Annotated in this window: 17 protein-coding genes and 2 pseudogenes; 14 read left to right on the top strand and 5 right to left on the bottom strand. The window is 71.4% G+C overall.

Features of this window, described 5'->3' with window-relative positions; all coding sequences use genetic code 11:
* Nucleotides 1-220: 220 nt before the first annotated feature.
* Nucleotides 221-874, bottom strand: coding sequence for a class I SAM-dependent methyltransferase (locus OG542_RS19530; RefSeq protein WP_328412567.1), 654 nt, complete (start codon nt 872-874; stop codon nt 221-223).
* Nucleotides 875-1065: 191 nt separating this feature from the next.
* Nucleotides 1066-1266, bottom strand: a pseudogene (locus OG542_RS19535) (IS1380 family transposase); the annotation flags it as partial.
* A gap of 36 nt (nt 1267-1302) precedes the next feature.
* On the opposite strand from OG542_RS19535, the gene OG542_RS19540 reads away from it, so the two are divergent.
* Together OG542_RS19540 and OG542_RS19545 are read left to right on the top strand one after the other, a co-directional pair.
* Complete coding sequence (locus OG542_RS19540) at nt 1303-2694, top strand: MFS transporter (protein WP_328412569.1); 1392 nt, start codon at nt 1303-1305, stop codon at nt 2692-2694.
* Between the two features lie 104 nt (nt 2695-2798).
* Nucleotides 2799-4142 (top strand): BTAD domain-containing putative transcriptional regulator, encoded by a 1344-nt coding sequence (locus OG542_RS19545; RefSeq protein ID WP_328412571.1) that lies wholly within the window; start codon nt 2799-2801, stop codon nt 4140-4142.
* A gap of 8 nt (nt 4143-4150) precedes the next feature.
* On the opposite strand, the gene pip is transcribed toward OG542_RS19545, so the two are convergent.
* Nucleotides 4151-5128 (bottom strand): prolyl aminopeptidase, encoded by a 978-nt coding sequence (pip, locus tag OG542_RS19550; RefSeq protein WP_328412573.1) that lies wholly within the window; start codon nt 5126-5128, stop codon nt 4151-4153.
* 57 nt (nt 5129-5185) lie between these two features.
* Between pip and OG542_RS19555 the strand changes: the two genes are divergently transcribed.
* The 8 genes and pseudogenes from OG542_RS19555 (at nt 5186) to OG542_RS19590 (ending at nt 14866) form a co-directional block, all read left to right on the top strand.
* Entirely contained in the window at nt 5186-5683 is a 498-nt protein-coding gene (locus OG542_RS19555) for a MarR family winged helix-turn-helix transcriptional regulator (RefSeq protein WP_328412574.1), read from the top strand.
* A gap of 96 nt (nt 5684-5779) precedes the next feature.
* Nucleotides 5780-5950: pseudogene (locus OG542_RS19560) on the top strand (helix-turn-helix domain-containing protein); the annotation flags it as partial.
* A 319-nt stretch (nt 5951-6269) separates the two neighbouring features.
* Entirely contained in the window at nt 6270-7664 is a 1395-nt protein-coding gene (locus tag OG542_RS19565; RefSeq protein WP_328412576.1) for an erythromycin esterase family protein, read from the top strand.
* Nucleotides 7665-7808: 144 nt separating this feature from the next.
* On the top strand, nt 7809-8738 hold the full coding sequence (locus tag OG542_RS19570) for an amidohydrolase family protein (protein WP_328412578.1): 930 nt from the start codon (nt 7809-7811) through the stop codon (nt 8736-8738).
* Between the two features lie 348 nt (nt 8739-9086).
* The gene (locus OG542_RS19575; RefSeq protein ID WP_328418007.1) at nt 9087-10622 is read left to right on the top strand and encodes an alpha/beta hydrolase; all 1536 of its coding nucleotides are present in this window, start codon (nt 9087-9089) and stop codon (nt 10620-10622) included.
* A gap of 193 nt (nt 10623-10815) precedes the next feature.
* Nucleotides 10816-13020, top strand: a complete 2205-nt coding sequence (locus OG542_RS19580; protein WP_328412580.1) for an MMPL family transporter — start codon at nt 10816-10818, stop codon at nt 13018-13020.
* 5 nt (nt 13021-13025) lie between these two features.
* A complete protein-coding gene (locus tag OG542_RS19585) occupies nt 13026-14231 on the top strand; it encodes a sensor histidine kinase (protein ID WP_328412582.1) in 1206 nt (401 codons plus the stop codon).
* On the top strand, nt 14228-14866 hold the full coding sequence (locus OG542_RS19590) for a response regulator transcription factor (protein WP_328412584.1): 639 nt from the start codon (nt 14228-14230) through the stop codon (nt 14864-14866). The genes OG542_RS19585 and OG542_RS19590 overlap by 4 nt, the downstream gene beginning before the upstream one ends.
* Nucleotides 14867-14948: 82 nt before the next feature.
* Here the strand turns inward: OG542_RS19590 and OG542_RS19595 are convergent, their stop codons facing one another.
* Nucleotides 14949-16124: an NAD(P)/FAD-dependent oxidoreductase gene (locus OG542_RS19595; protein ID WP_328412586.1), complete on the bottom strand. Its 1176-nt coding sequence runs from the start codon at nt 16122-16124 to the stop codon at nt 14949-14951.
* 231 nt (nt 16125-16355) lie between these two features.
* Between OG542_RS19595 and OG542_RS19600 the strand changes: the two genes are divergently transcribed.
* The 4 genes from OG542_RS19600 to OG542_RS19615 are packed head-to-tail and all read left to right on the top strand — an operon-like array spanning nt 16356 to nt 18334.
* The gene (locus OG542_RS19600; protein WP_311126766.1) at nt 16356-16748 is read left to right on the top strand and encodes a sortase-dependent protein; all 393 of its coding nucleotides are present in this window, start codon (nt 16356-16358) and stop codon (nt 16746-16748) included.
* A complete protein-coding gene (locus tag OG542_RS19605; RefSeq protein WP_328412589.1) occupies nt 16745-17353 on the top strand; it encodes a class F sortase in 609 nt (202 codons plus the stop codon). Before OG542_RS19600 ends, OG542_RS19605 begins: the two co-directional genes overlap by 4 nt.
* On the top strand, nt 17350-17841 hold the full coding sequence (locus OG542_RS19610; protein WP_184594146.1) for an RNA polymerase sigma factor: 492 nt from the start codon (nt 17350-17352) through the stop codon (nt 17839-17841). The genes OG542_RS19605 and OG542_RS19610 overlap by 4 nt, the downstream gene beginning before the upstream one ends.
* Entirely contained in the window at nt 17825-18334 is a 510-nt protein-coding gene (locus OG542_RS19615) for a hypothetical protein (protein ID WP_328412591.1), read from the top strand. Before OG542_RS19610 ends, OG542_RS19615 begins: the two co-directional genes overlap by 17 nt.
* A gap of 6 nt (nt 18335-18340) precedes the next feature.
* Here the strand turns inward: OG542_RS19615 and OG542_RS19620 are convergent, their stop codons facing one another.
* Nucleotides 18341-19330 carry a cytochrome c oxidase assembly protein gene (locus OG542_RS19620; RefSeq protein ID WP_328412593.1) on the bottom strand — a complete coding sequence of 330 codons (990 nt, stop codon included), beginning with the start codon at nt 19328-19330 and terminating at the stop codon, nt 18341-18343.
* Nucleotides 19331-19527 lie beyond the last annotated feature (197 nt).

Below are 19527 nucleotides of genomic sequence, written 5' to 3' on the forward strand. Positions count from 1 at the left end.
TCGTAATCCTCAACTGTCGTCAGTCGTCATAGTGGACGCGGACCATTTCGGGATCGCCTTCCGGTGTTGGTGGCGAATGTCCTATCTCAACGAAGGTAGTCCCCCGCATGCCGCTGACGTGTGTGGACTCGGTTGGGTGAGACGCATGGACTGGGTTCGTTGAGACAGACTCACGGTCTCGCCGGGCGGAACGGGCTGAGCCGAGCAGCCCCGTGTCTCCTTAGCCAGCGGTGGTCGGCGGTTCTGCCGTGCCGATGAAGTTCCCAGCTTTGCTCTGGACGTGGACTGACCACCCCAGCGCGGTGAGGTCGTCCGTGAGGGTCTGGGCATCGTGGAATACCTTCACAATGCGGTACTGGCTGCCGTCATCGAGCCGACGCAGTGCTGCTGGGATCGGCTGGTTCGCGAGGACTTCCTCGTATGCGGCTGCGGCTGGGCCGTCGTCGATGAAGATCGCTTTGCCGCCCGGCGCGAGTGCGACCGAGACGGTTTTCCAAAAGTCGGGCAACCGAGTAGGCGGAATATGGGAGAGCCAGAAGGCGAAGAACACAGTGTCGTAGCGTCGTGGCGGCTGCCACTCGAACAGGTCGGCCTCGATGAACTGGACGGTGGGCGATGTGGTGCGCGCCCGAGCGAGGGCCAACACTTCGGTTGACGCGTCGACGGCCGTCACCGAACGTGCCCGTGCGGCAAGCCTCGGGGTCCACTGGCCCGTTCCGCAGGCCAGTTCCAGCACATCCCCGGCAATCGGGAGGTCATCGACGGCAGCCAGCAATTGCTGCAGGGCTTCGTACTCTGCGTAGGGCCGGTCGTATTCGGCCGCGGCGGCCCTGTAGTAGGCCCTCTGCTCTGCCAGGAGAGTGTCCTCATCCATGCAGGTTCCTCTCATCCGGGCTCGGACAAAGCCCATCACGCTCAGCTCGCCGACTTGGTTGCCGCAGACACTGTCCGCCTTCACCTTTGGGCAAGGTCAAGAGTCATGAGGCTCCTCTTCTCTCGCAGTAGCCGACACCGCGGCTGTGACCACGCTCCAGCAGTTCCTCAGCGGGTTCTCCGACGCGAGAGCAGACTGACGGCCTCCGGGCCGGTGAGCCGCAACTGGGCACCGGGGTGCGGGTGTTCCTTGCGCACGATCAGCCGCAGGCCCTTGGGCCGGCCCGTCAGGCAGTCGCTGCCGACGTCGATCTCGGCGACCCAGGCGCCGTCACGAATCTCACCCCCCGGTTCGACGGCCGGGGGCCACGCCGAGGCGGGGACCAGCAGCAGGAAAATGCCGTGCCGCAGCCCCGATGCCATGCCAGGATGCAGCGCGTCCCAGTGCCTTGCGCCTTTGTGGAGCTGCTATTGCCCGGCGATCGCCGCCCCTTCACCGCCGTACTCGCCTCCAATGTCATCTCCATCACCGGGAGTGTGTTCACCGGGATGGGCGTGCCGTGGCTCGTCCTGCAGAGCACCGGGAGTGCCGCCAAGGCCGGGATCGTGGCGTTCTGTTCGGTGCTGCCGGTGGTGCTGTCAGCGATCGTCGGCGGGCCGGTGATCGATTTCATCGGCAGGCTCAGGGTCGGCCTCGTGTCCGATCTGGTCTGTGGGGTGGCCGTCGCTGCCATTGCGCTGTTGGAGTTCGCCGGGGTGCTGCAGTTTTGGATGCTGTGCGCGCTGATGGCCGTCACCGGGCTGTTTCATGCTCCGGGCGAGACTGCCCGCGGTGTGCTGTTGCCCACGCTCGCCGAGCGTGCTGGGATGCCGCTGACCCGAGCCGCCGGGTGGTACGACGGTGCCTCACGCTGTGCCGGGATGATCGGCTCGGCGGTCGGTGGTGTGCTCATCGCTCTCCTGGGCGCACAGCATGTCCTGTTGCTGGACGCCGCCACCTTCGCCTTGTCAGCCGCCCTCCTCGCCTTCGGTCTGCGCGACCTGCCCGAAGCCCGGCCCCAGAAGCGACCCGAGCCGACGTCGGTGCGCTCCTATCGCCGCGAGTTGGGAGAGGGCTACCGCTTCGTCCTCGGCACGCCACTGCTCCTTGGCATCTGCCTCATGACACTGGCCACCAAGGGCTTCGATCAGAGCTGGAGCGCCGTGCTCCTTCCGGTTCATGCACGTGAGGAACTCGGTGGCGCCGCCGACCTGGGTCTGTTGAACGCGACGTTCTCCCTCTGTGCGCTGGCAGGGGCACTGGCCTATGGCGCGGTGGGCAGCCGCTTCCGGCGCCGGCCGGTGTTCACCATCGCGTTTCTGATCGGCGGTATACCGCGCTTCGTGGTCGCTGCCTGCAGCGACACCGTGGCCCCGCTGGCCGTGACGATGGCAGTCGAGGGCGTCGCCTTCGGGATTATCAACCCCATCCTGACGACGGTGATGTACGAGATCGTGCCTGAACGGTTGCGCAGCCGCGTGCTCAGCGCGACCACCGCCTCGGTCCTGACGATCACCCCACTCGGCGGCCTCACCGCCGGCTACCTCGTGGACTCGACGGGCTTGTTCACCACGATGTTGGTGATCGGCGGTGCGTATCTCCTCGCCACTCTCGCCCCGACGATCTTCCCCTCGTGGAGGCGGATGGACCATCTCGCCCCCTCCGCGGGCGAGTCGAAGAGCCCGATACCGCATGACGCAGAGAGCCCGTCAGCAGTTCCGCGGCGACCTGCGACGGACAACAGTTGCGCCGACCCGGACGCCCCCGAACGTGGAACGTGAAGGACCCACCCCCCCTGGACGACCTGAGGAGCACTTCCCTCGTTTGTGATCACGCTACGGACGCGCCACACCGCGACAGCCCGAGGCTAGGCTGCCCGGTAGCCATGGAGTTCCAGCTGCTCGGTCCGTTCGCCGTCCGTCACGAGGGACGGCAGGTGCCGGTGGGCAGCCGCCGCCAGGAGCGGTGTCTGCTGGCGGTGCTGCTGCTGCACGCCGGCCGTTCCGTCGCGACCGAGCGCCTCATCGACCTGCTGTGGGACGGCGACCCGCCCGCCTCCGCCCGCGCCACCGTCCACACCTACGTCGGCCGGCTGCGCGCCGCGCTCAGGCCGTACGGGGTGCCCGTCGAGACCCGGCACGACGGTTACGCCGTAGAGCGAGCTCAACACCTGATCGACGTACAGGAGTTCATGGCACTCGTCGGGCAGGCGGCCGCTGCCGGGGACCCGGCCGAGCGGATCCGCCGCTACGACGATGCCCTGGGGCTGTGGCGGGGCGAGCTGCTCGCGGACGTGGCCGACGAGCGGCTGCGGACGCGGCTGGGCGGCAGGCTCGCCGAACTGCGGCTGTCCGCCGTGGAACAGCGGGCGGAGGCGCAGCTCGCCATGGGGCTGCACGACCGGGTCGCGGCGGACCTGGCACCGCTGCTCGACGAGCATCCGACACGTGAACGGCTGGTCGCCGCCCGGATGACCGCCCTGTACCGGGCCGGCCGCCAGGCCGACGCGCTCCGGCTGTACGACCGCACGCGCGCCCTGCTGGCGACCGAACTCGGCATCGAACCCCACCGTGAACTGCGCACCCTGCACGCACGCATGCTGCGCGGCGACCCCCGGCTGGACCGGCCCCCCGGGCCCGTCTACGCGGTACGGGTCGGCGACCAGTGGCTGCCGTGGAGTACGAGCGGACACCCCGCACTGGAGTTCTGCAACACCTACGCCGGGTGGGGCGAGGGCCCGCTGCCCGGGTCGGACTGGCTGCGGGGCTATGCCGCACTCGCCGTATGGGCCGGACATCTGGACCTGATCGAGGAGTGGACGGTCGGCCGGCTGCGGGAACAGGCCGTACGGGAGCCCTCCGAGGCCGCCGCCGCGCTCGACGAGGCCCGGCGGTTCCGTACGGACCTGTACGCCTGCCTGACCGATCCGCAGGACGGCCGGGCCTTCAAGGCGGTGGCCGGAGTGGTGGAGGACGCCGCGCGGCTCTCGGTCTTCACCCGGGGCGAGGACGGCCTGGGACGCTGGCGGCCGTCCCCCTCCGCCGGTCTTCGCCTGCCCCTGTACGCGGTGGCCCGCAGCGCGGCCGAACTGCTCGCCGACGCCCGCCGCTTCACGATCCGCGCCTGCCCCAGCCCGGACTGCGGCTGGCTGTTCCTCGACGAGAGCGGGCGGCGGAGGTGGTGCAGTCTGGCGACGTGCGGTGCGAAAGGGTCCGACTTGGAGCGTTGAGGCCGGCGTCAGCGGGCGCGCGTGTTCCCGACCGGCCTGAACCGGTCCGTAGCCGCCAGCACGGCGTCCGTCGTGGCATCCCGGGACATCCCGTGTCCCTCCCCGCCGATCAGCACGAGCTCCGCGTCCGGCCACACCTGGGCCAGCTGCCACGCGATGTCCGGAGGCCCGCTGATGTCCAGGCGCCCGTGGACCATCACACCCGGGACACCGGCCAGCTTCCCGGCGTCGCGCAGCAGGGCTCCGTCCTCCAGGAAGCCCGCGTGCCGCCAGTAGTGCGTGACGAGGCGGGCGAAGCGCAGCCGGAAGCGCGGGTCCTCGTAACGGGGGTCGGGCTTGTGCCCGGGGTGGGTGGACACGTGCACGTCCTCCCAACGGCACCACTCTCGCGCGGCCCGCTCCCGTACGGCCGGATCGGAGTCGGCGAGCATGCGGGCGTACGCCTCCACGAGGCTGCCGTCGCGCTCACCCTCCGGTACGGCGTCCCGGAACCGGGACCACTCCTCCGGGAAGATCCGTCCCATGTCCCGGGTGACCCACTCCACCTCGCGGCGAGTGGTGTTGGTGACGCTGAAGAGGACCAGCTCGGACACGTGTCCCGGGTGCTGCTCGGCGTAGGCCAGCGCGAGGGTCACACCCCAGGAGCCGCCGAGCACCAGCCACTCCTCGATGCCGAGGTGCCGCCGCAACCGCTCGATGTCGGCGATCAGATGCCAGGTGGTGTTGGCTGCGAGCGAGGTCCCCGGATCGGCGGCGTCGGGCGTGCTCCGCCCGCACCCGCGCTGGTCGAGGAGCACGATCCGGTACGCCGCCGGGTCGAAGAGCCGGCGCCAGAACGGCCCCGCTCCGGATCCCGGCCCGCCGTGCAGGACGAGAGCGGGCTTGCCCTCGGGATTCCCGCAGGTCTCCCAGTAGACGCGGTCGCCGTCGCCGACGTCGAGCATGCCGTGGTCGTACGGCTCGATGGGTGGATAGCGCTCGGTCATGTGGGACGTACCCTCCTCGACCCCGCTGAGATATAACAGCGCTGTTAGATTAGCAAGATGCGAGATACCCCGGACCCGGCCGCCGTAGGAACCCTGCTCCGTCACGTCCTGGAGCTGCTCGACGGCGACGTGTCCAAGGTCCACGAGGAACAGGGCCTTCCCGAATACCGGCCCCGCTTCTCCCCGGCCGTACGGGCCCTCCTGGCCGAAGGCCCGCTGTCCGTACGCGACTTGGCGGCGGCGGTGGGCGTCACACACTCGGCCGCGAGCCAGACGGCGACCCAGATGGCCCGCGCGGACCTGGTTACCCACACCCCCGACCCACTGGACGCCCGCCGCCGCCTGATCGACCTGACGCCGAAGGCCCGTGCCCTGCTGCCGCTGATCGAGGCGGAGTGGGAGGCCACGGCGGCGGCGATGGCGGAGCTGGACGCCGAGCTGTCGATGCCGCTGGCGGAGCTGCTGAGGGAGGTGGCGGAGGCGGTGGGACGCCGGCCGTTCCGGGAGCGGGTCGCGGCGGCGTACCGGCCTCCAAGGGGCGCCCCGAAGCGGTGACCAGAGGGTGGGCGGAGCCCGCAGCCAGGTCGTACGTGCCTGCCCCGCTCGCGCGATGGCGCTGCCGGCATCCTCGTCGCGACGTACGGTGGCAGCGTGGCAAACGAAGACCTGGGGCGGACTCTGCGTCGCTTGCGCCGTCCGGCCTCCTTGACGCAGGAAGAACTGGCCGAATGCTCCGGTGTGTCCGTCGATGTGATCCGCCAGCTCGAACAGGGGCGGAAACACTCGGCACGGCTGCCCACGCTGCACGCGCTGCGGGCCGGGGCAGTGGACATCGCGGCAACCGGACCGCCTGCGTGTGTTGAAGCCGCGCGAGGAGAGGCTGCCGTGGGCATGAGGCCCCGCTCCCACTCCAACAGGCCCGGGTGACGGTTCCCTCACACAACCGCTGCAGGGGCGGCTGGTGCAGAACAGCCGCCTCAGCCCTGGCGGTGGCAGCTCCGGACGGTGAAGCGCAGGGTGCGCCGAGCGGGCTGTGCCTGTGCTTTGCGGAAAACCCCCGTGCCCGCCTGGAGGCCTCCCCCACCTCAGGTCGGCGGTCAACCGCATGGTCTCCGTGGCCGCGTGGCGGAAGCCTTGGATCATGACACGGCATCGGACCGCCATCGCTCTGACCTTGTTCGTCACACTCGGCGCCGTCACGGTCGGCATCCCGGCTACGGCTGCGCAGACCGGCCCGGCAGTCAGGACCAGCGCACCGACCACCGCACCGGTCACCGCACACGTCACCGAGCCCGACTCCACCGTCGTAGACGCCCTCGACCGCGCCTCCCACCGGTTGCGCACTGTCGCTACGGGTGGGGACACCCGCGACCTGCGTCCCCTCGACCGCATGATCGGTGACGCCCGGGTCGTCGGCCTGGGCGAAGCCACCCACGGCTCGCACGAGTTCTTCGCCCTCAAGCACCGCGTCTTCCGCCACCTCGTCGAGGAACAGGGCTTTCGTACCTTCGCCCTGGAAGCCCCCTGGAGCACCGGCCTGCGCCTCAACGCCTACGTGCTGCGCGGCGAGGGGGACCCGCGGCGCATCATGCGGGAGGAGTTCCAGCGGGACTACCTGTGGTGGAACAACGCCGAGTATCTGGCGCTCGTGGAATGGATGCGGGCGTACAACCTCCGTCACCCCGGCGACCCGGTCCAGTTCATGGGCGACGACTTCGCGTGGGCCGGCCCCGAGCTGTACGACGAGGTCACCGGCTACGTGGCCCGCGCCCACCCCGGCCTCCTCGCCCGCTTCACCGCGCTGTACCGAGGGCTGCGGCCCACGACGGCGGCGGGCGCGTACATCGAGCAGTACCTGCACCTGCCGTACGCCGAACGCAAGGAAAGGGCGGACCGGACCGGTCAGGCCTTGAAGCTGCTGAAACAGCAGGCGCCGGGTGCCGACCGGGCAGCGTATGACTGGGCGGTGCGGCACGCCACGGCCATCGACCAGACCGCGCGCGGCTACGCCTTCGACTTCGAGGACCCGGAGCAGCTCCGGGCCGCCATGCGCTTCCGTGACTCGGTCATGGCGGACAACGTGGCCTGGTGGGCGGAGCACACCGGGAACAAGGTCCTGCTGTCGGCGCACAACGCACACGTCGCCTACGTTCCGGACGACCCCGTCCACTACCCGAAGATGCAGGGTGCGTTCCTGCGCGACCGGTTCGGCGACGGGTACCTGAGCATCGGTTTCACCTTCGCCCGGGGTTCGTTCAACGCGACCGGACCCGAGGGCGAGGTGCGGCGGTTCAGCCTCGGCCCTGCGGGGCCCGGCAACAACGAACGGACACTCGACCGGGTGCGCCACCGGGACTACGTCGTCGACCTGCGGACCGCGCCGCAACCGGCCCGGAACTGGCTGCGGGCCGCCCGGCCGACCCGCAGCATCGGCACCGCATACCCGGAGCCGGAGCACGACATAGCACTCGCCCGCAGCCACGACGTGCTGATCCACCTGCACCGTGTGAAGGCGGCCCACCTGCGCGACCGGTGACCGGCGTCCGGCTCGGCGGCCGGAGTCCGGCCCGGGGCGGTAACACCCGCTCCCACTCCCACACAGCCCGGGTGACGGATCCCTCACGCGCCCCTCGCGCAAAAGAGTGGACTCGCCGCCGCCCCCGGCGCGATCGTGGGCGACATGGACGATCACCGCGTGGCAGCTGACGAGCCCACTGACAGTGACGCGTCCACGGGCGCGGAGGCCGGTGAGATCCGCCGCTTCTGGAGCCGCCTCGGACTCCCCGGCCTCGTCGACGTGCACACGCACTTCATGCCCGAGCGGGTCCTGCGCAAGGTCTGGGAGTACTTCGACGCGCTCGGACCGCTCACCGGCGGGCTGGAGTGGCCGATCACCTACCGCGAGGAAGAGGCGGAACGGGCCGGGATACTGCGGGAGTTCGGCGTACGGGCCTTCACCTCGATGCTCTATCCGCACAAGCCCGGCATGGCCCGCTGGCTGAACGGCTGGGCGGTGGATTTCGCGCGTCGTACGCCCGACTGTCTGCACACCGCGACCCTCTTCCCCGAGCCGGGGGTCGAGGCGTATGTCCGGGAGGCCGTGGCGGCGGGGGCGCGGGTGTTCAAGGCGCATGTGCAGGTGGGGGCGTACGACCCGGCCGACGAACTGCTGCGGCCGGCGTGGGGAGTGCTGGCCGAGGCCGGGATCCCCGTGGTGATCCACTGCGGGTCCGGGCCCGCGCCCGGCAAGCACACCGGGCCCGAGCCGATCGCGCGCGTGCTGGCACAGCACCCCCGGCTGCGGCTGATCGTCGCGCACATGGGGATGCCCGAGTACGAGGAGTTCCTCGACCTCGCCGAGCGGTACGGGGAGGTGCGGCTGGACACGACGATGGCGTTCACCGACTTCAGCGAGGGGTTCATGCCGTTCCCCCGCCGGGCCCTGCCCCGGCTGGCCGGGCTCGGCGACCGCATTCTGCTCGGCTCCGACTTCCCCAACATTCCCTATCCGTACCTGCACCAGCTCCACGCGCTGGAGCGGCTGGGGCTCGGAGAGGACTGGCTGCGGGCCGTGTGCCACGACAACGGGGCGAAGCTCTTCGGTCTGTGAGGCCCGCGAAGCCTGTCGGCCCCAGGCTCAGGTGAACAACGCCGCAACTACCGCCGGGTATTGGAGAGATCACGTGACAAGGCCCCCACAAAGGGGCCCATCACGTCACTCTCGCCCCCCTTCCCCTCCCGTATGAGCTAGAAACTTCAACGAACCCGATCGCACCGAGGGGTGCGCCACGGCACTCGCGCCCGAGGGGAACACACAGTGACCACACGAGATCACGGATCCGGCCGGTCCGGCACCGGTACCGGCACCGGCTCCCGGGCGCGCAGACACCTCCCGCGTCTGAAGATCGCCCTCGCCGCGGCCGTCTCCTTCGCCGTCGCCGGAACGGCCGCCCAGGTGATGGCGGCCCAGCCGGACGAGACCGGCAAGCAGCCCGCCGTGCCGTCCCTGGCCTGGTCCGACTGCCAGGACGGCTTCGAGTGCGCGAACGCCGACGTGCCGCTGGACTACCGCGATCCACAGGGCCGGACCATCACCCTGGCGGTCATCCGGAAGAAGGCCCCGGACCAGGCCAAGAAGAAGGGCACCCTCTTCCTCCAGCCCGGCGGGCCCGGCAACTCCGGCGTCGACTTCGTACGCGGGAACTACGCCGAGCTGCCGGCCTCCCTGCGCGACTCCTTCGACGTCTTCGGGTACGACGTACGCGGCGTCGGGCGCAGTTCACAGGTCCAGTGCTGGGACGACCCGACGTACACCCGGGCCATCACCGCGGCCAAGGGCGCCCCCGGCCCGGACGCCTACGAGCCCGCCGTGCGCCAGGCCGCCGAGTTCGACCAGGCCTGCCAGGACAACGCGGGCGACCTGCTGCCCTACGTGGGCACCGAGTACGTCGCCCGGGACATCGACCTGCTGCGCCAGGCCCTCGGTGAGAACCAACTCACCTACTACGGAAGGTCTTTCGGCAGCTACATCGGCACGGTCTACGCCGCCCTGTTCCCCGACCGGGTGCGTGCCCTCGCGCTCGACGGCGCCTACGACCCGGAGCACTACGCCAACCAGCCGTACGCCTACGACCGGCCCCAGTACCTGGCCCTGGACGGCGCGATGAGCCGCTTCCTCGACTGGTGCGAGGCGGACCAGGCCACGTGCGGGTTCGGCGACGGCGACCCCCGGGCCGCGTTCGAGAAGCTCAAGGCCGACCTCGACGCCAACCCCGTACCGACCGCGAACGGCGGGCAGGCCAACGGCTACACCCTCGTCTACCGCCTCCTGTTCAACATCAACGAGGGCAAGGTCATCTGGCCCTCGCTCGGCGAGGCCCTGCGCAAGGCCCAGCAGCGCGACACCACCTCGTTCCTGCTGCGGCCGCCGTCCGCCGCCAGCTACGACTTCCTCAACCCGAACGTGGTCGTCGAGTGCACCGACAAGGCCTACCCGCGTGACCCTGCCCTGCTGAAGCGGCAGGTCACGGCCAACGCCAAGCTCGCGCCACTGCTCGGACCGGCCCTGGCGTACGGCCCGCCGCTCTACGACCACCAGCACGCCACCGCCTGCGTCCAGTGGAAGGGCGAGCAGGTCAGCCGCTACGACGGTTCCTTCCGCGCCAAGGGCTCCGCGCCGATCCTCGTCGTCGGCAACACCGGCGACCCGGACACCCCGTACCAGGACGCGGTGGCCCTGTCCCGGGAGCTGGACAACGGCCGGCTGCTCACCTTCAAGGCCGAGGGGCACACCGCCTTCGGGCGCAGCGCCTGCGCGACGGACGCCGTCACGAGCTACCTGGTGGACCTGAAGGTCCCGGCGCGCGGCACGACCTGCGCGGACGAGACCCAGCCGCCGTCCTCCACGCCGAAGGTGACGCCTCCCGGCACGACCCTCGGTGAACTCCGCAACGGCGTCAACGAGCGGCTCGACCGCCTCGGCGTCCTGCGCTGACCGACCCCGCACTACGGCACCCCGGATGCCGGCCCGCACCAGGCCCGGCACCCGGGGTGTTCGCGTATCACGGTGGCGCCGGCCTCTCGGACCGTGGGGTTTTCCCCAGGGACCGGGTCCACCGACCGGTGGACGGCAGGTTCAACCGAGTGCCTCTGTCCGTCAACTGCCCTGCTCAGCAACCCTTTTGGGCATGAACTCATTCTCTGTGCGCGTGGCGCGCTGGAGCGCGCGGCACCCCTGGCGGGCGATCGTCGGCTGGCTGGTGTTCGTGGCGCTGTGTCTGGGGGCCGGCAGTGCCGTCGGCACGAACAGTGCGAGGACTGCGGACTACCGGGTCGGTGAGGCCGGGCGGGCCGAATCCCTCGCTGCCGAGGCCCATCTGGAGCGCAGGGCCGCCGAGCAGGTGCTGATCTCCTCCCGTTCGGGCGGTGCTCTCGACCAGGGGACCGCCCGGGCCGCCGCGAAGGATCTCACCGAGCGGATGCGGCGACTGCCCGAAGTGGCGGGCGTGGCCGACCCGTTGTGGTCGGAGGATCGCCGGATCCTGATGGTCGAGGTGGCGCTGAAGGGCGAGGAGCGGGACGCGAAGGACAAGGTCGACGCGCTCGTGGCGCAGACCTCGGCGGTGCGCAAGGGCCACCCCGGTCTGCTGCTGGAGGAGACCGGAAGTCCCTCCGTCAGCAAGGGAGTCGAGCAGCAGCGCGGTGACGATCTGGCGCTGTCCGAGGCGATCACCCTGCCCGTCACCCTCCTCACACTGCTGGTCGTGTTCGGGTCGGTGACCATGGCCGGGGTGCCGTTGCTGCTGGCGCTGTCGTCGATCGCGGCGGCGGTCGGTCTTTCGATGGTCGTCTCGCATGTGTCGCCCGACGCCGGGGTCGGCACGAACGTCATCCTGATGATCGGCTTGGCGGTCGGCGTCGACTACACGCTCTTCCATCTCAAGCGCGAGCGGGAGGAACGGGCCCGCTCCGGCGGGCGGCTGTCCTCCGAGGCACTGGTGGAACTGGCCGCCGCGACCTCGGGCCGGGCCGTCGTGGTCTCCGGGCTCGCGGTGGTCGCCTCCACGGCGACGCTGTACCTGGCCTCCGACGTGATCTTCTCCTCCCTCGCGACCGGCACGATCGTGGTCGTCCTGGTGGCGGTGGCGAGTTCGCTGACGGCCCTGCCCGCACTGCTCGTCAAGCTCGGGCAGCGGGCGGAACGCCGGGCGGGCCGACGGGTCGAGCGCGGCAAGCCCGTACGCCGGGTGCGGGGTGAGAGCGGCGGCGGCCGGATATGGGCCGCGCTGCTGCGGCCCGCCGCCCGGCACCCCCTGGCCACCCTGTGCGTCTCGGTCCTCGCCCTGCTCGCCCTCGTCGTCCCGCTGGCCGGGCTGAAGCTCACCGAGATGAGCCGGGACACGCACTCCCGCGACATTCCGGCGATGCGGGTGTACGACCGGCTCAACGAGGCGTTCCCGGAGCAACGGGTGACCCACCAGGTGGTCGTGCGAGCCGATGCCGCTCGATCGGCGGAAGTCGGCGCCGCCCTGCGGGAGGTGGCCGGGCGGGCGGAGGACGACCGGCTGTTCACCGGGGCGTCACGGATCCGGACCTCGGCCGACGACCGCACCAGCACCCTCGAACTGAAGGTGCCGTACCTGGGCAACTCCGACGAGGCCTACGACTCCCTCGACCGGCTCCGGGACGACTTCCTGCCCGCGACCGTGGGCCGGATCGGCGGCGCCGAGTACGGCGTGAGCGGGGACGTCGCCCGCTACGCCGACTATCCCGCCCACCAGAACGGCAAACTGCCCCTGGTGCTGGGCGCGTTGCTGCTGGTGACGTTCGCGATGACCGTGTACGCGTTCCGCTCGGTCGTGCTCGGACTGCTCGGCGTCGTCCTGAACCTGCTGTCCGCGGCGGCGGCGCTCGGGCTGCTGGTGCTGGTCTTCCAGGGGACGTGGGCCGAGGGCCTGCTGGACTTCGACTCCACCGGGTCGATCGGGTCGCGGGTGCCGCTGTTCCTCTTCGTGATCCTCTTCGGACTGTCGATGGACTACCAGGTGTTCGTGGTCAGCCGGATCAGGGAGGCGGCCCTCGCGGGCGTGCCCACGCGGCAGGCGGTACTGGACGGGATCCGTTCCTCGGCGAGCGTGGTGACCAGTGCCGCGGTCGTGATGACCACGGTGTTCGCCAGTTTCGTCTTCCTCCACATCATCGAAATGAAGCAGATCGGCTTCGTCCTGGCGGCGGCCGTGCTCATCGACGCGGTCGTGGTCCGGGCCCTGGTCCTGCCGGCGGCGATGCTGCTGCTGGGCGAGGCGAGCTGGTGGCCCTCGCAGGCGGTGCGGCGGGCGATCGCCGTCCCGGAGAAAAGGTCCTCCTCCCGTCCGGCGGTCGACGTACGTTGATCGGCATGACCGCATCCGCCGGCTCCACCGCCGACGCCTTCTGGACCACGTCGCTGCGCCGCTGGAACGCGGTGTGCTGGCTGCTCTTCACCGTGATGGCCGTCGGTCTGGTCGCCATCGACCGGCCCGGCGGGAGCAAGTACGTGGCGCTGGTCCTGCTGGGTGGGGTGATGGTGTCCTACGCGGTCCTGTACCGCTTCCCGGCCAACCCCGTCGTACGGCCGCAGGTGTATCTGTCGGTGCTGGTGGTCGCGCTGGGCGGGCTGGCGTATCTGCGGAGCAACTACGCGGCGCTGTTCATGGTGACGCTGCCGCACTACTGGCTGTTCGGGCGGACGCCGAGGGCCTCCGTGGTGTTCCTGGGGCTCGCCACGGCCGCGACCCTGGCCGGCAGCGTGCTGCGGGAGGACGGCTGGACGGTGGAGTTCTTCACCGAGACGCTCGTCTCCACGGTGCTCGTCGTCGGCGTGGGGGTGCTGATCGGGCTGTGGGCGCACTCGGTGGTCGGGCAGAGCGCCGAGCGGGCCCGGCTCATCACCGAACTGGAGGAGACCCAGGCCCGGTTGTCCGAGGCGCATCAGCGGCAGGGCGCGGCGGACGAGCGGGAGCGGCTGGCGCGGGAGATCCACGACACCCTCGCCCAGGGCTTCGCCTCGATCATCGTGCTCGCCGAGGCGGCCCGGGCCGGGCTCGACTCCGAACCGGCCCGCAGCGCCCAGCAGTTGCGCTCGATCGAGTCCACCGCGCGGGAGAACCTCGCCGAGGCGCGGGAACTGGTCGGCTCGCCCCAGCGCGCCGGCCAGGCGGCAGCGGGTTCGGTGGCCCAGACCCTGCGCCGCACCCTGGACCGTTTCGCCGAGGACACCGGCCTCACCGTCGACGCGGAGCTGGCGGACCTGGAGTGCGACCAGCAGACCCGGATCGCGCTGCTGCGCTGCACCCAGGAGTCGTTGGCCAACGTACGCAAGCACGCCGGCGCCTCCACGGTCGGCGTGGTCCTGGCCCGGCAGCCGGACGGCGTGGAGCTCGAGATCACCGATGACGGGACCGGGTTCGTGGTGGCGGAGTCGTCGGGCTTCGGCCTGGACGGCATGCGCAAACGGCTGGCGGAACTGGGCGGGAGGCTGACGGTGACGAGTTCGGTGGGGGACGGGACGCGGGTGCTGGCGCTGATCCCCCTGACGGCCGAAGCGAGAGAGGCCTCCGCATGACCGACGAACTGCTCCGGATCATCGTGGTCGACGACCACACCGTCATGCGGGCCGGAGTGGTGGCCCTGCTCGCCTCCGAGTCCGGCATCGAGATCGTCGGCGAGGCGGACGACGGCCGCGCGGCCCTCGGCCTCGTCGAGCGCCACGCACCGGATGTCGCCCTGGTCGACCTGCGGATGCCCGTACTGGACGGGGTGGCGACCACGGCCGAGATCGTGAGGCGCTTCCCCCGCACCCGGGTGCTGATCCTGACGACGTACGACACGGACGCGGAGATCGAGCGCGCGGTGGAGGCCGGGGCGATCGGCTACCTGCTGAAGGACACCACCCGTGAGCAGCTGGCCGACGCGATCCACGCGGCGGCGCGCGGCGAGACGGTGCTCGCGCCCCGGGTCGCCGAACGTCTCGTCGCCCGCATGCGCCAGCCCGCCCAGATCCCGCTCACGGCCCGCGAGGCGGACGTCCTGAACGCGGTCGCGGACGGGCTGACCAACGCCGAGATCGGCCGCCGCCTCGTCATCGCCGAGGCCACGGTGAAGACCCATCTGCTGCGGCTGTTCGCCAAGCTCGACGTCAACGACCGGACGAGGGCGGTGGTGGTGGCGATGGAACGAGGGCTGCTGCACCGGCCCTGAGCCGTCCACGAACACCGGCGAGACGTAGCACCGCCGGCGCCGGACGGCGCCGGTCGACGCCGGTCGACGCCCATCCGGAGGCTCAGACGACATGCGACTCGGGCCGGAACTCCGCCCCCGCCCGGAAGCGGTCGGCACTGAGCGGGCCGACGTCGACACAGGGGGCCCGGTCCAGGTACAGGTCGCGGACGATCTCCCCCACCGCCGGGGCCTGGAGGAAACCATGGCCCGAGAACCCGGTGGCGTAGAGGAAGTTGACGACCTCGTCCGAGCGGCCGATGAGGGCGTTGTGGTCGGGAGTGACCTCGTAGAGCCCGGCCCAGCCGCCCGCCGTCTCCATGCCGGCGAGGGCGGGGGCACGGTGGCGTACGACCTCGCGGAAGAGCTCCAGCCACTCGGGGGTCCAGGTGGTGTCGAAGCCCTCCGGCTCGGCGGGGTCGGCCAGGCCGAACAGAAGGCCGTCGTCGCTGTTGTGGAAGTACGCCGAGGAGGAGAAGTCGATGGTGAAGGGGATACGCGGGGCGGGGGGTACGAGCGGGACGGTGAAGGCCAGTTGGCGGCGGACCGGCCGCACCGGGAGGGGGACGCCGGCCAGGTCGCCGATCCGTGCCGACCAGGCGCCGGCTGCGCAGACGACCGCGGCGCAGTCGATGCGTCCGCGGTCGGTGTGGACGGCCGTGACCCGGTCGCCGACGGTGTCGAGGCCGGTGACAGTGGTGTGGGTCGCGAGGACGACCCCCGCCCGGGCGGCCGCGCGCGCGTAGCCCTGGACGACCAGTGCGGGCCGGGCGTGGCCGTCGGCGGGCGAGTGGGCGGCGGCCACCAGTCCGTCGGTGCTGACGTAGGGACACAGGCGGCGGGCCTCCTCGGGGCCGGTCATGCGGCTGGGGACGCCGAGGGAGTTCTGCAGCCGGACGGCGGCCTCGAAGTCGGCGGCCTGCCGCTCGGTGGTGAGCAGGAAGAGGTAGCCGACGGTGTCGAGGCGGATGTCGGCGCCGGGGCGGTCCGGGAAGTCCCGGAAGGCGCGCAGACTCCGGTCGCCCAGTTCGATGTTGAGCGGGTCGGAGAAGTGCGCCCGTACGCCGCCGATCGGTTTGCCCGAGCTGCCGCAGCCGAACTCGCCGCGTTCCACGACGACGATGTTCCGCACCCCGGCCTCGGCCAGGTGGAAGGCGATGCTCGTGCCCATCACACCGCCGCCGATGATCACGACGTCGGCGGTGCGGGGGACGGTGGGGAGGACGGGTGAGGAGGTCAACGGGCCATCCCTTCCGGGGTCCTGCGCGTTCCGCGCGGGGGAACCTGCCGTCACGCCATCGTGCGCCGGACCGGCCCCCGGCGTCGACGGACGGGGCGGCACCACACCCGCCCTCCGAGGACTTTGCCATCTCTTTACAACCTGCCCCGCGCCCGCCTCGTCTCTCCGCACGACCCGTCACCCACCCCGCCGACCGACCATCGCGCGGGACCGACGAAGGAGAGCGATTCCATGCGCCGAACCGTCCTGAGCGCCCTTGCCCTCGCGGGCACCGCCGTACTGCTGGGCACCGGGCCCGCGTTCGCCGACGGGGGCAAGACCCCGAGCCCGGTCCCGTCGGCCACCCCGGCGAGCACCCCCCAGCCGGAGGCCAGTGCCGAACCGACCCGGGCACCGGCCGCGACGGACAGCACCCGCACCGCCCCGAAGCCCGAGCCGACCCGGGCGCCGGGCGACGGCCAGGTCTCCGTCCGGCCCAGCGGCGCGCCCGACACCGGTGTGACCCCGGCGTCCTCGTCCTCCGGGAGCGACGGCACGGCGATCGGCGCGGGCGCCGCCGCGGCGTTCGCGCTGGGCGGCGGGACGGTCTTCGTCGTACGCCGCCGCCGGGCGACCGGGGCATGACCGCGTTCTCCAGGCGCGCGTTCACGACCGCGGCCCTGGCGTCCCTGCTGACGGCGTGCGGGAGCCCCGGGACCACCGAACGGCAGCCGAAGCCTCGGTCGGTTCCGGCCAAGGGGGCGCGTCCCCTGGCCCGTTCCGCTCCGGTCCGGCTGCTCGTCCCGGCCATCGGCGTCGACACGCCGGTCATCCGGCTGGGCCTGGCACCGGACGGCACGGTGGAGGTGCCGCCGGTCACGGCGGACGACCGGGCCGGCTGGTACCGGCACTCGCCGGCTCCCGGCCGGACCGGTCCGTCGGTGATCCTCGGTCATGTCACGGTCGGGACGTACGGCGACGGCGTCTTCCGTCATCTCGACCGGCTGCGCCGGGGCGACCGGATCGTGGCGCGCCTGGAGAACGGCACGGCGGCGGAGTTCGCCGTCACGGCCGTACGGACCACCCCGAAAACCGACTTCCCGGCGGACGACGTCTACGGGGACGTGGACCGCCCGGAGCTGCGGCTGATCACGTGCGGCGGAGCGCGTACCGGCGACGGATACGCGGACAACGTGATCGTCTTCGCCGCGATGAGCGACGCCGAGTCCCCGACCCCTGGAGAGCGTTGAAACGGTCCCGCGAGAAGGCCGCGTCCGAACTGTTCGCCGCCCTCTACCCGCGCCTCGCCGGCTGGTGCCGCCGGCTCGTCGACGACGACGGGACGGCCCACGAGATCGCCTCGGAGGCCTTCACCCGGCTCTGGGCCCGCTGGACGTCGGTGGAGGAGCCCCGCGGCTTCCTCTACGTCACCGCGGCCAACCTCGTCCGGGACCACTGGCGCAAACTGGAGCGCGAACGCCGGGCCATGCACCGCGTCACCTCGGAAGCCGCCGTACGGCCCCACCCCGAGCAGGCCGACCCCTCGGTGCGCCTGCTCGTCCAGTCGCTCCCGGAGCGACTCCGCGTGCCGATCCTCCTCCACTACTACGCTGACATGCCGATCCGGGAGGTGTCCGTACTGACCGGGCGCAAGGAAGGAACCGTCAAGGCCGACCTGCACGCGGCCCGGGAACTGCTCCGCGTCCACCTGAGGAGAAGCCTTGACCACACGCCTTGACGACGTCCCGGGCGACCCGGAGTCCGGCCCCGACGACCCCCTCGCCGTGATCCTGCGTCCCTCCTCCCCCGACTACCTGGGCGCACCGCCCGGCCAGTACGAGGCGGTCCGCCGCAGGGCGACCCGCCGGCGCCTCCTGCGCACTGCGGCCGGAGCCGGCGTGTGCTGTGCCGTGGCGGCCCTGATCGCACTCCCCCTGCGCTTCACGGCCCCGGACCGCCCGGCCTCCCCGACGGTCCCGATGGCCCCGCCCCCCGCGACCACGCCCCTTCCCACCCCGCCCTCCTCTCCCTCCCCTTCCCCCTCCGCGCCGTCCTCCAAGCCGTCCTCCGCGCCGTCCTCCAAGCCGTCCTCCGCAACCGACGCCCCGGCCCCTGACACGACCAGCCCGCGCACGGACGACCTGCGTGCCACCCCACGCCCGACTGCCGCGCCCCGCACCCCGTCGGCCCGGCCGAGCACGGACCAAAGGTCGGCCGTCGACAGCCGGTGACCCACGTCAGTCGGCCCGCCCCTGCCGCCGTACCCGCGCCGCCACCTCGCTCTCCTCGGTCTCCCACCAGGGCCGGACCAGTCCGGAAGACGTACCCGGAACGGGGGGTTCGCCGGCGAGGCGGCGGTCCAGTACGACCGTCCGGACGCGCTCCGCGCGGACCCACTGGGCGAGGATCGCCAGCAGGAAGGGGACAGTGACCAGTTCGGCGATGCCCAGCATGGCGCCGCCGCCGATCTGCTGGTCGTGGTGGACGTCGGGGGACCAGGGCGGCGTGTGGTGCAGGTACCACGCGCCCGCGATCAGGGTGCCGTGCGTCATGACCACCAGCCCCGGGAGCGCGTCGACGACACCGTCCAGGAAGACCAGCGCCGCCCGGACGGGGTGGGTGCACCAGGCGGGCAGGGCCTGTTCGCGGGTGAGCACCGGCAGGACGAACAGGCAGCCGGCCGCCAGCAGCTGTAGATACATCAGCTCGTGCAGCCAGCCCACGCGCAGCGCGGTGGCGAAGTACGGGGTGAAGTAGACGGTCAGTTCCGTGGTCAGCACCAGGACCGTGCTGACGAGGGGGAACGTCAGCGCCCGCACCAGCCGTCCGGTCAGGACCCGCCGCACCCGGCCCGCACCGCCCTCCGGCAGCGCCTCGACCGCGAGCCGCAGCGGGTCGCCGAGGGCGAGACCCAGCGGCGCGAGCAGGTCGAGCCCGGCGTTCTGCACGGCGGCCGGCCAGAACAGCTCATGGTCGTAGACGGCCAGCCCGGACATCGTGGACGCGACGATCGCACCCAGCCCAAGGAACACGAAGGCGGCGAGCCGCGGGAGCGACCAGGACCCGCCCCGCCCGCGCACCCGCACGACACCCCAGCCGTACAGCCCGCCCAGCACCCCGACCAGCAACAGCACGGGCACGTCCGGCTGCCACGACTCCAGCAGCCGACCGGGGGTCAGCTCCGGCAGGTACCCGACCGCCAGTTCGCTCATCGCGTCACCCACCATGCGGTTCGCCCCTTCCACCCACCCAGGACGATGCGAGCGGGCTCACCGGACGGTAGCCGCCGAAGTTAAGAGATCACATTTATGAACAGCATCCATCTACCAGACTATTGACGTGTTCACGGCGGGCTCCTACCTTGCCCAGAAAGCGCTTACTCTCCCGCTCCTGTTCATACACCCGAACATCCAACGTCACCACC

This window comes from Streptomyces violaceus (assembly GCF_036014075.1).
Taxonomy (GTDB): Bacteria; Actinomycetota; Actinomycetes; order Streptomycetales; family Streptomycetaceae; genus Streptomyces; species Streptomyces violaceus.

Coding starts and splice junctions, on each gene's coding strand:
- OG542_RS19620 (WP_328412593.1), bottom strand. CDS start 19,330: ATGGTGGGTGACGCGATGAGCGAACTGGCGGTCGGGTACCTGCCGGAG.
- OG542_RS19545 (WP_328412571.1), top strand. CDS start 2,799: ATGGAGTTCCAGCTGCTCGGTCCGTTCGCCGTCCGTCACGAGGGACGG.
- OG542_RS19580 (WP_328412580.1), top strand. CDS start 10,816: ATGAACTCATTCTCTGTGCGCGTGGCGCGCTGGAGCGCGCGGCACCCC.
- OG542_RS19585 (WP_328412582.1), top strand. CDS start 13,026: ATGACCGCATCCGCCGGCTCCACCGCCGACGCCTTCTGGACCACGTCG.
- OG542_RS19555 (WP_328412574.1), top strand. CDS start 5,186: ATGCGAGATACCCCGGACCCGGCCGCCGTAGGAACCCTGCTCCGTCAC.
- OG542_RS19565 (WP_328412576.1), top strand. CDS start 6,270: ATGACACGGCATCGGACCGCCATCGCTCTGACCTTGTTCGTCACACTC.
- OG542_RS19570 (WP_328412578.1), top strand. CDS start 7,809: ATGGACGATCACCGCGTGGCAGCTGACGAGCCCACTGACAGTGACGCG.
- OG542_RS19590 (WP_328412584.1), top strand. CDS start 14,228: ATGACCGACGAACTGCTCCGGATCATCGTGGTCGACGACCACACCGTC.
- OG542_RS19540 (WP_328412569.1), top strand. CDS start 1,303: ATGCAGCGCGTCCCAGTGCCTTGCGCCTTTGTGGAGCTGCTATTGCCC.
- OG542_RS19600 (WP_311126766.1), top strand. CDS start 16,356: ATGCGCCGAACCGTCCTGAGCGCCCTTGCCCTCGCGGGCACCGCCGTA.
- OG542_RS19530 (WP_328412567.1), bottom strand. CDS start 874: ATGGATGAGGACACTCTCCTGGCAGAGCAGAGGGCCTACTACAGGGCC.
- pip (WP_328412573.1), bottom strand. CDS start 5,128: ATGACCGAGCGCTATCCACCCATCGAGCCGTACGACCACGGCATGCTC.
- OG542_RS19605 (WP_328412589.1), top strand. CDS start 16,745: ATGACCGCGTTCTCCAGGCGCGCGTTCACGACCGCGGCCCTGGCGTCC.
- OG542_RS19575 (WP_328418007.1), top strand. CDS start 9,087: ATGGCGGCCCAGCCGGACGAGACCGGCAAGCAGCCCGCCGTGCCGTCC.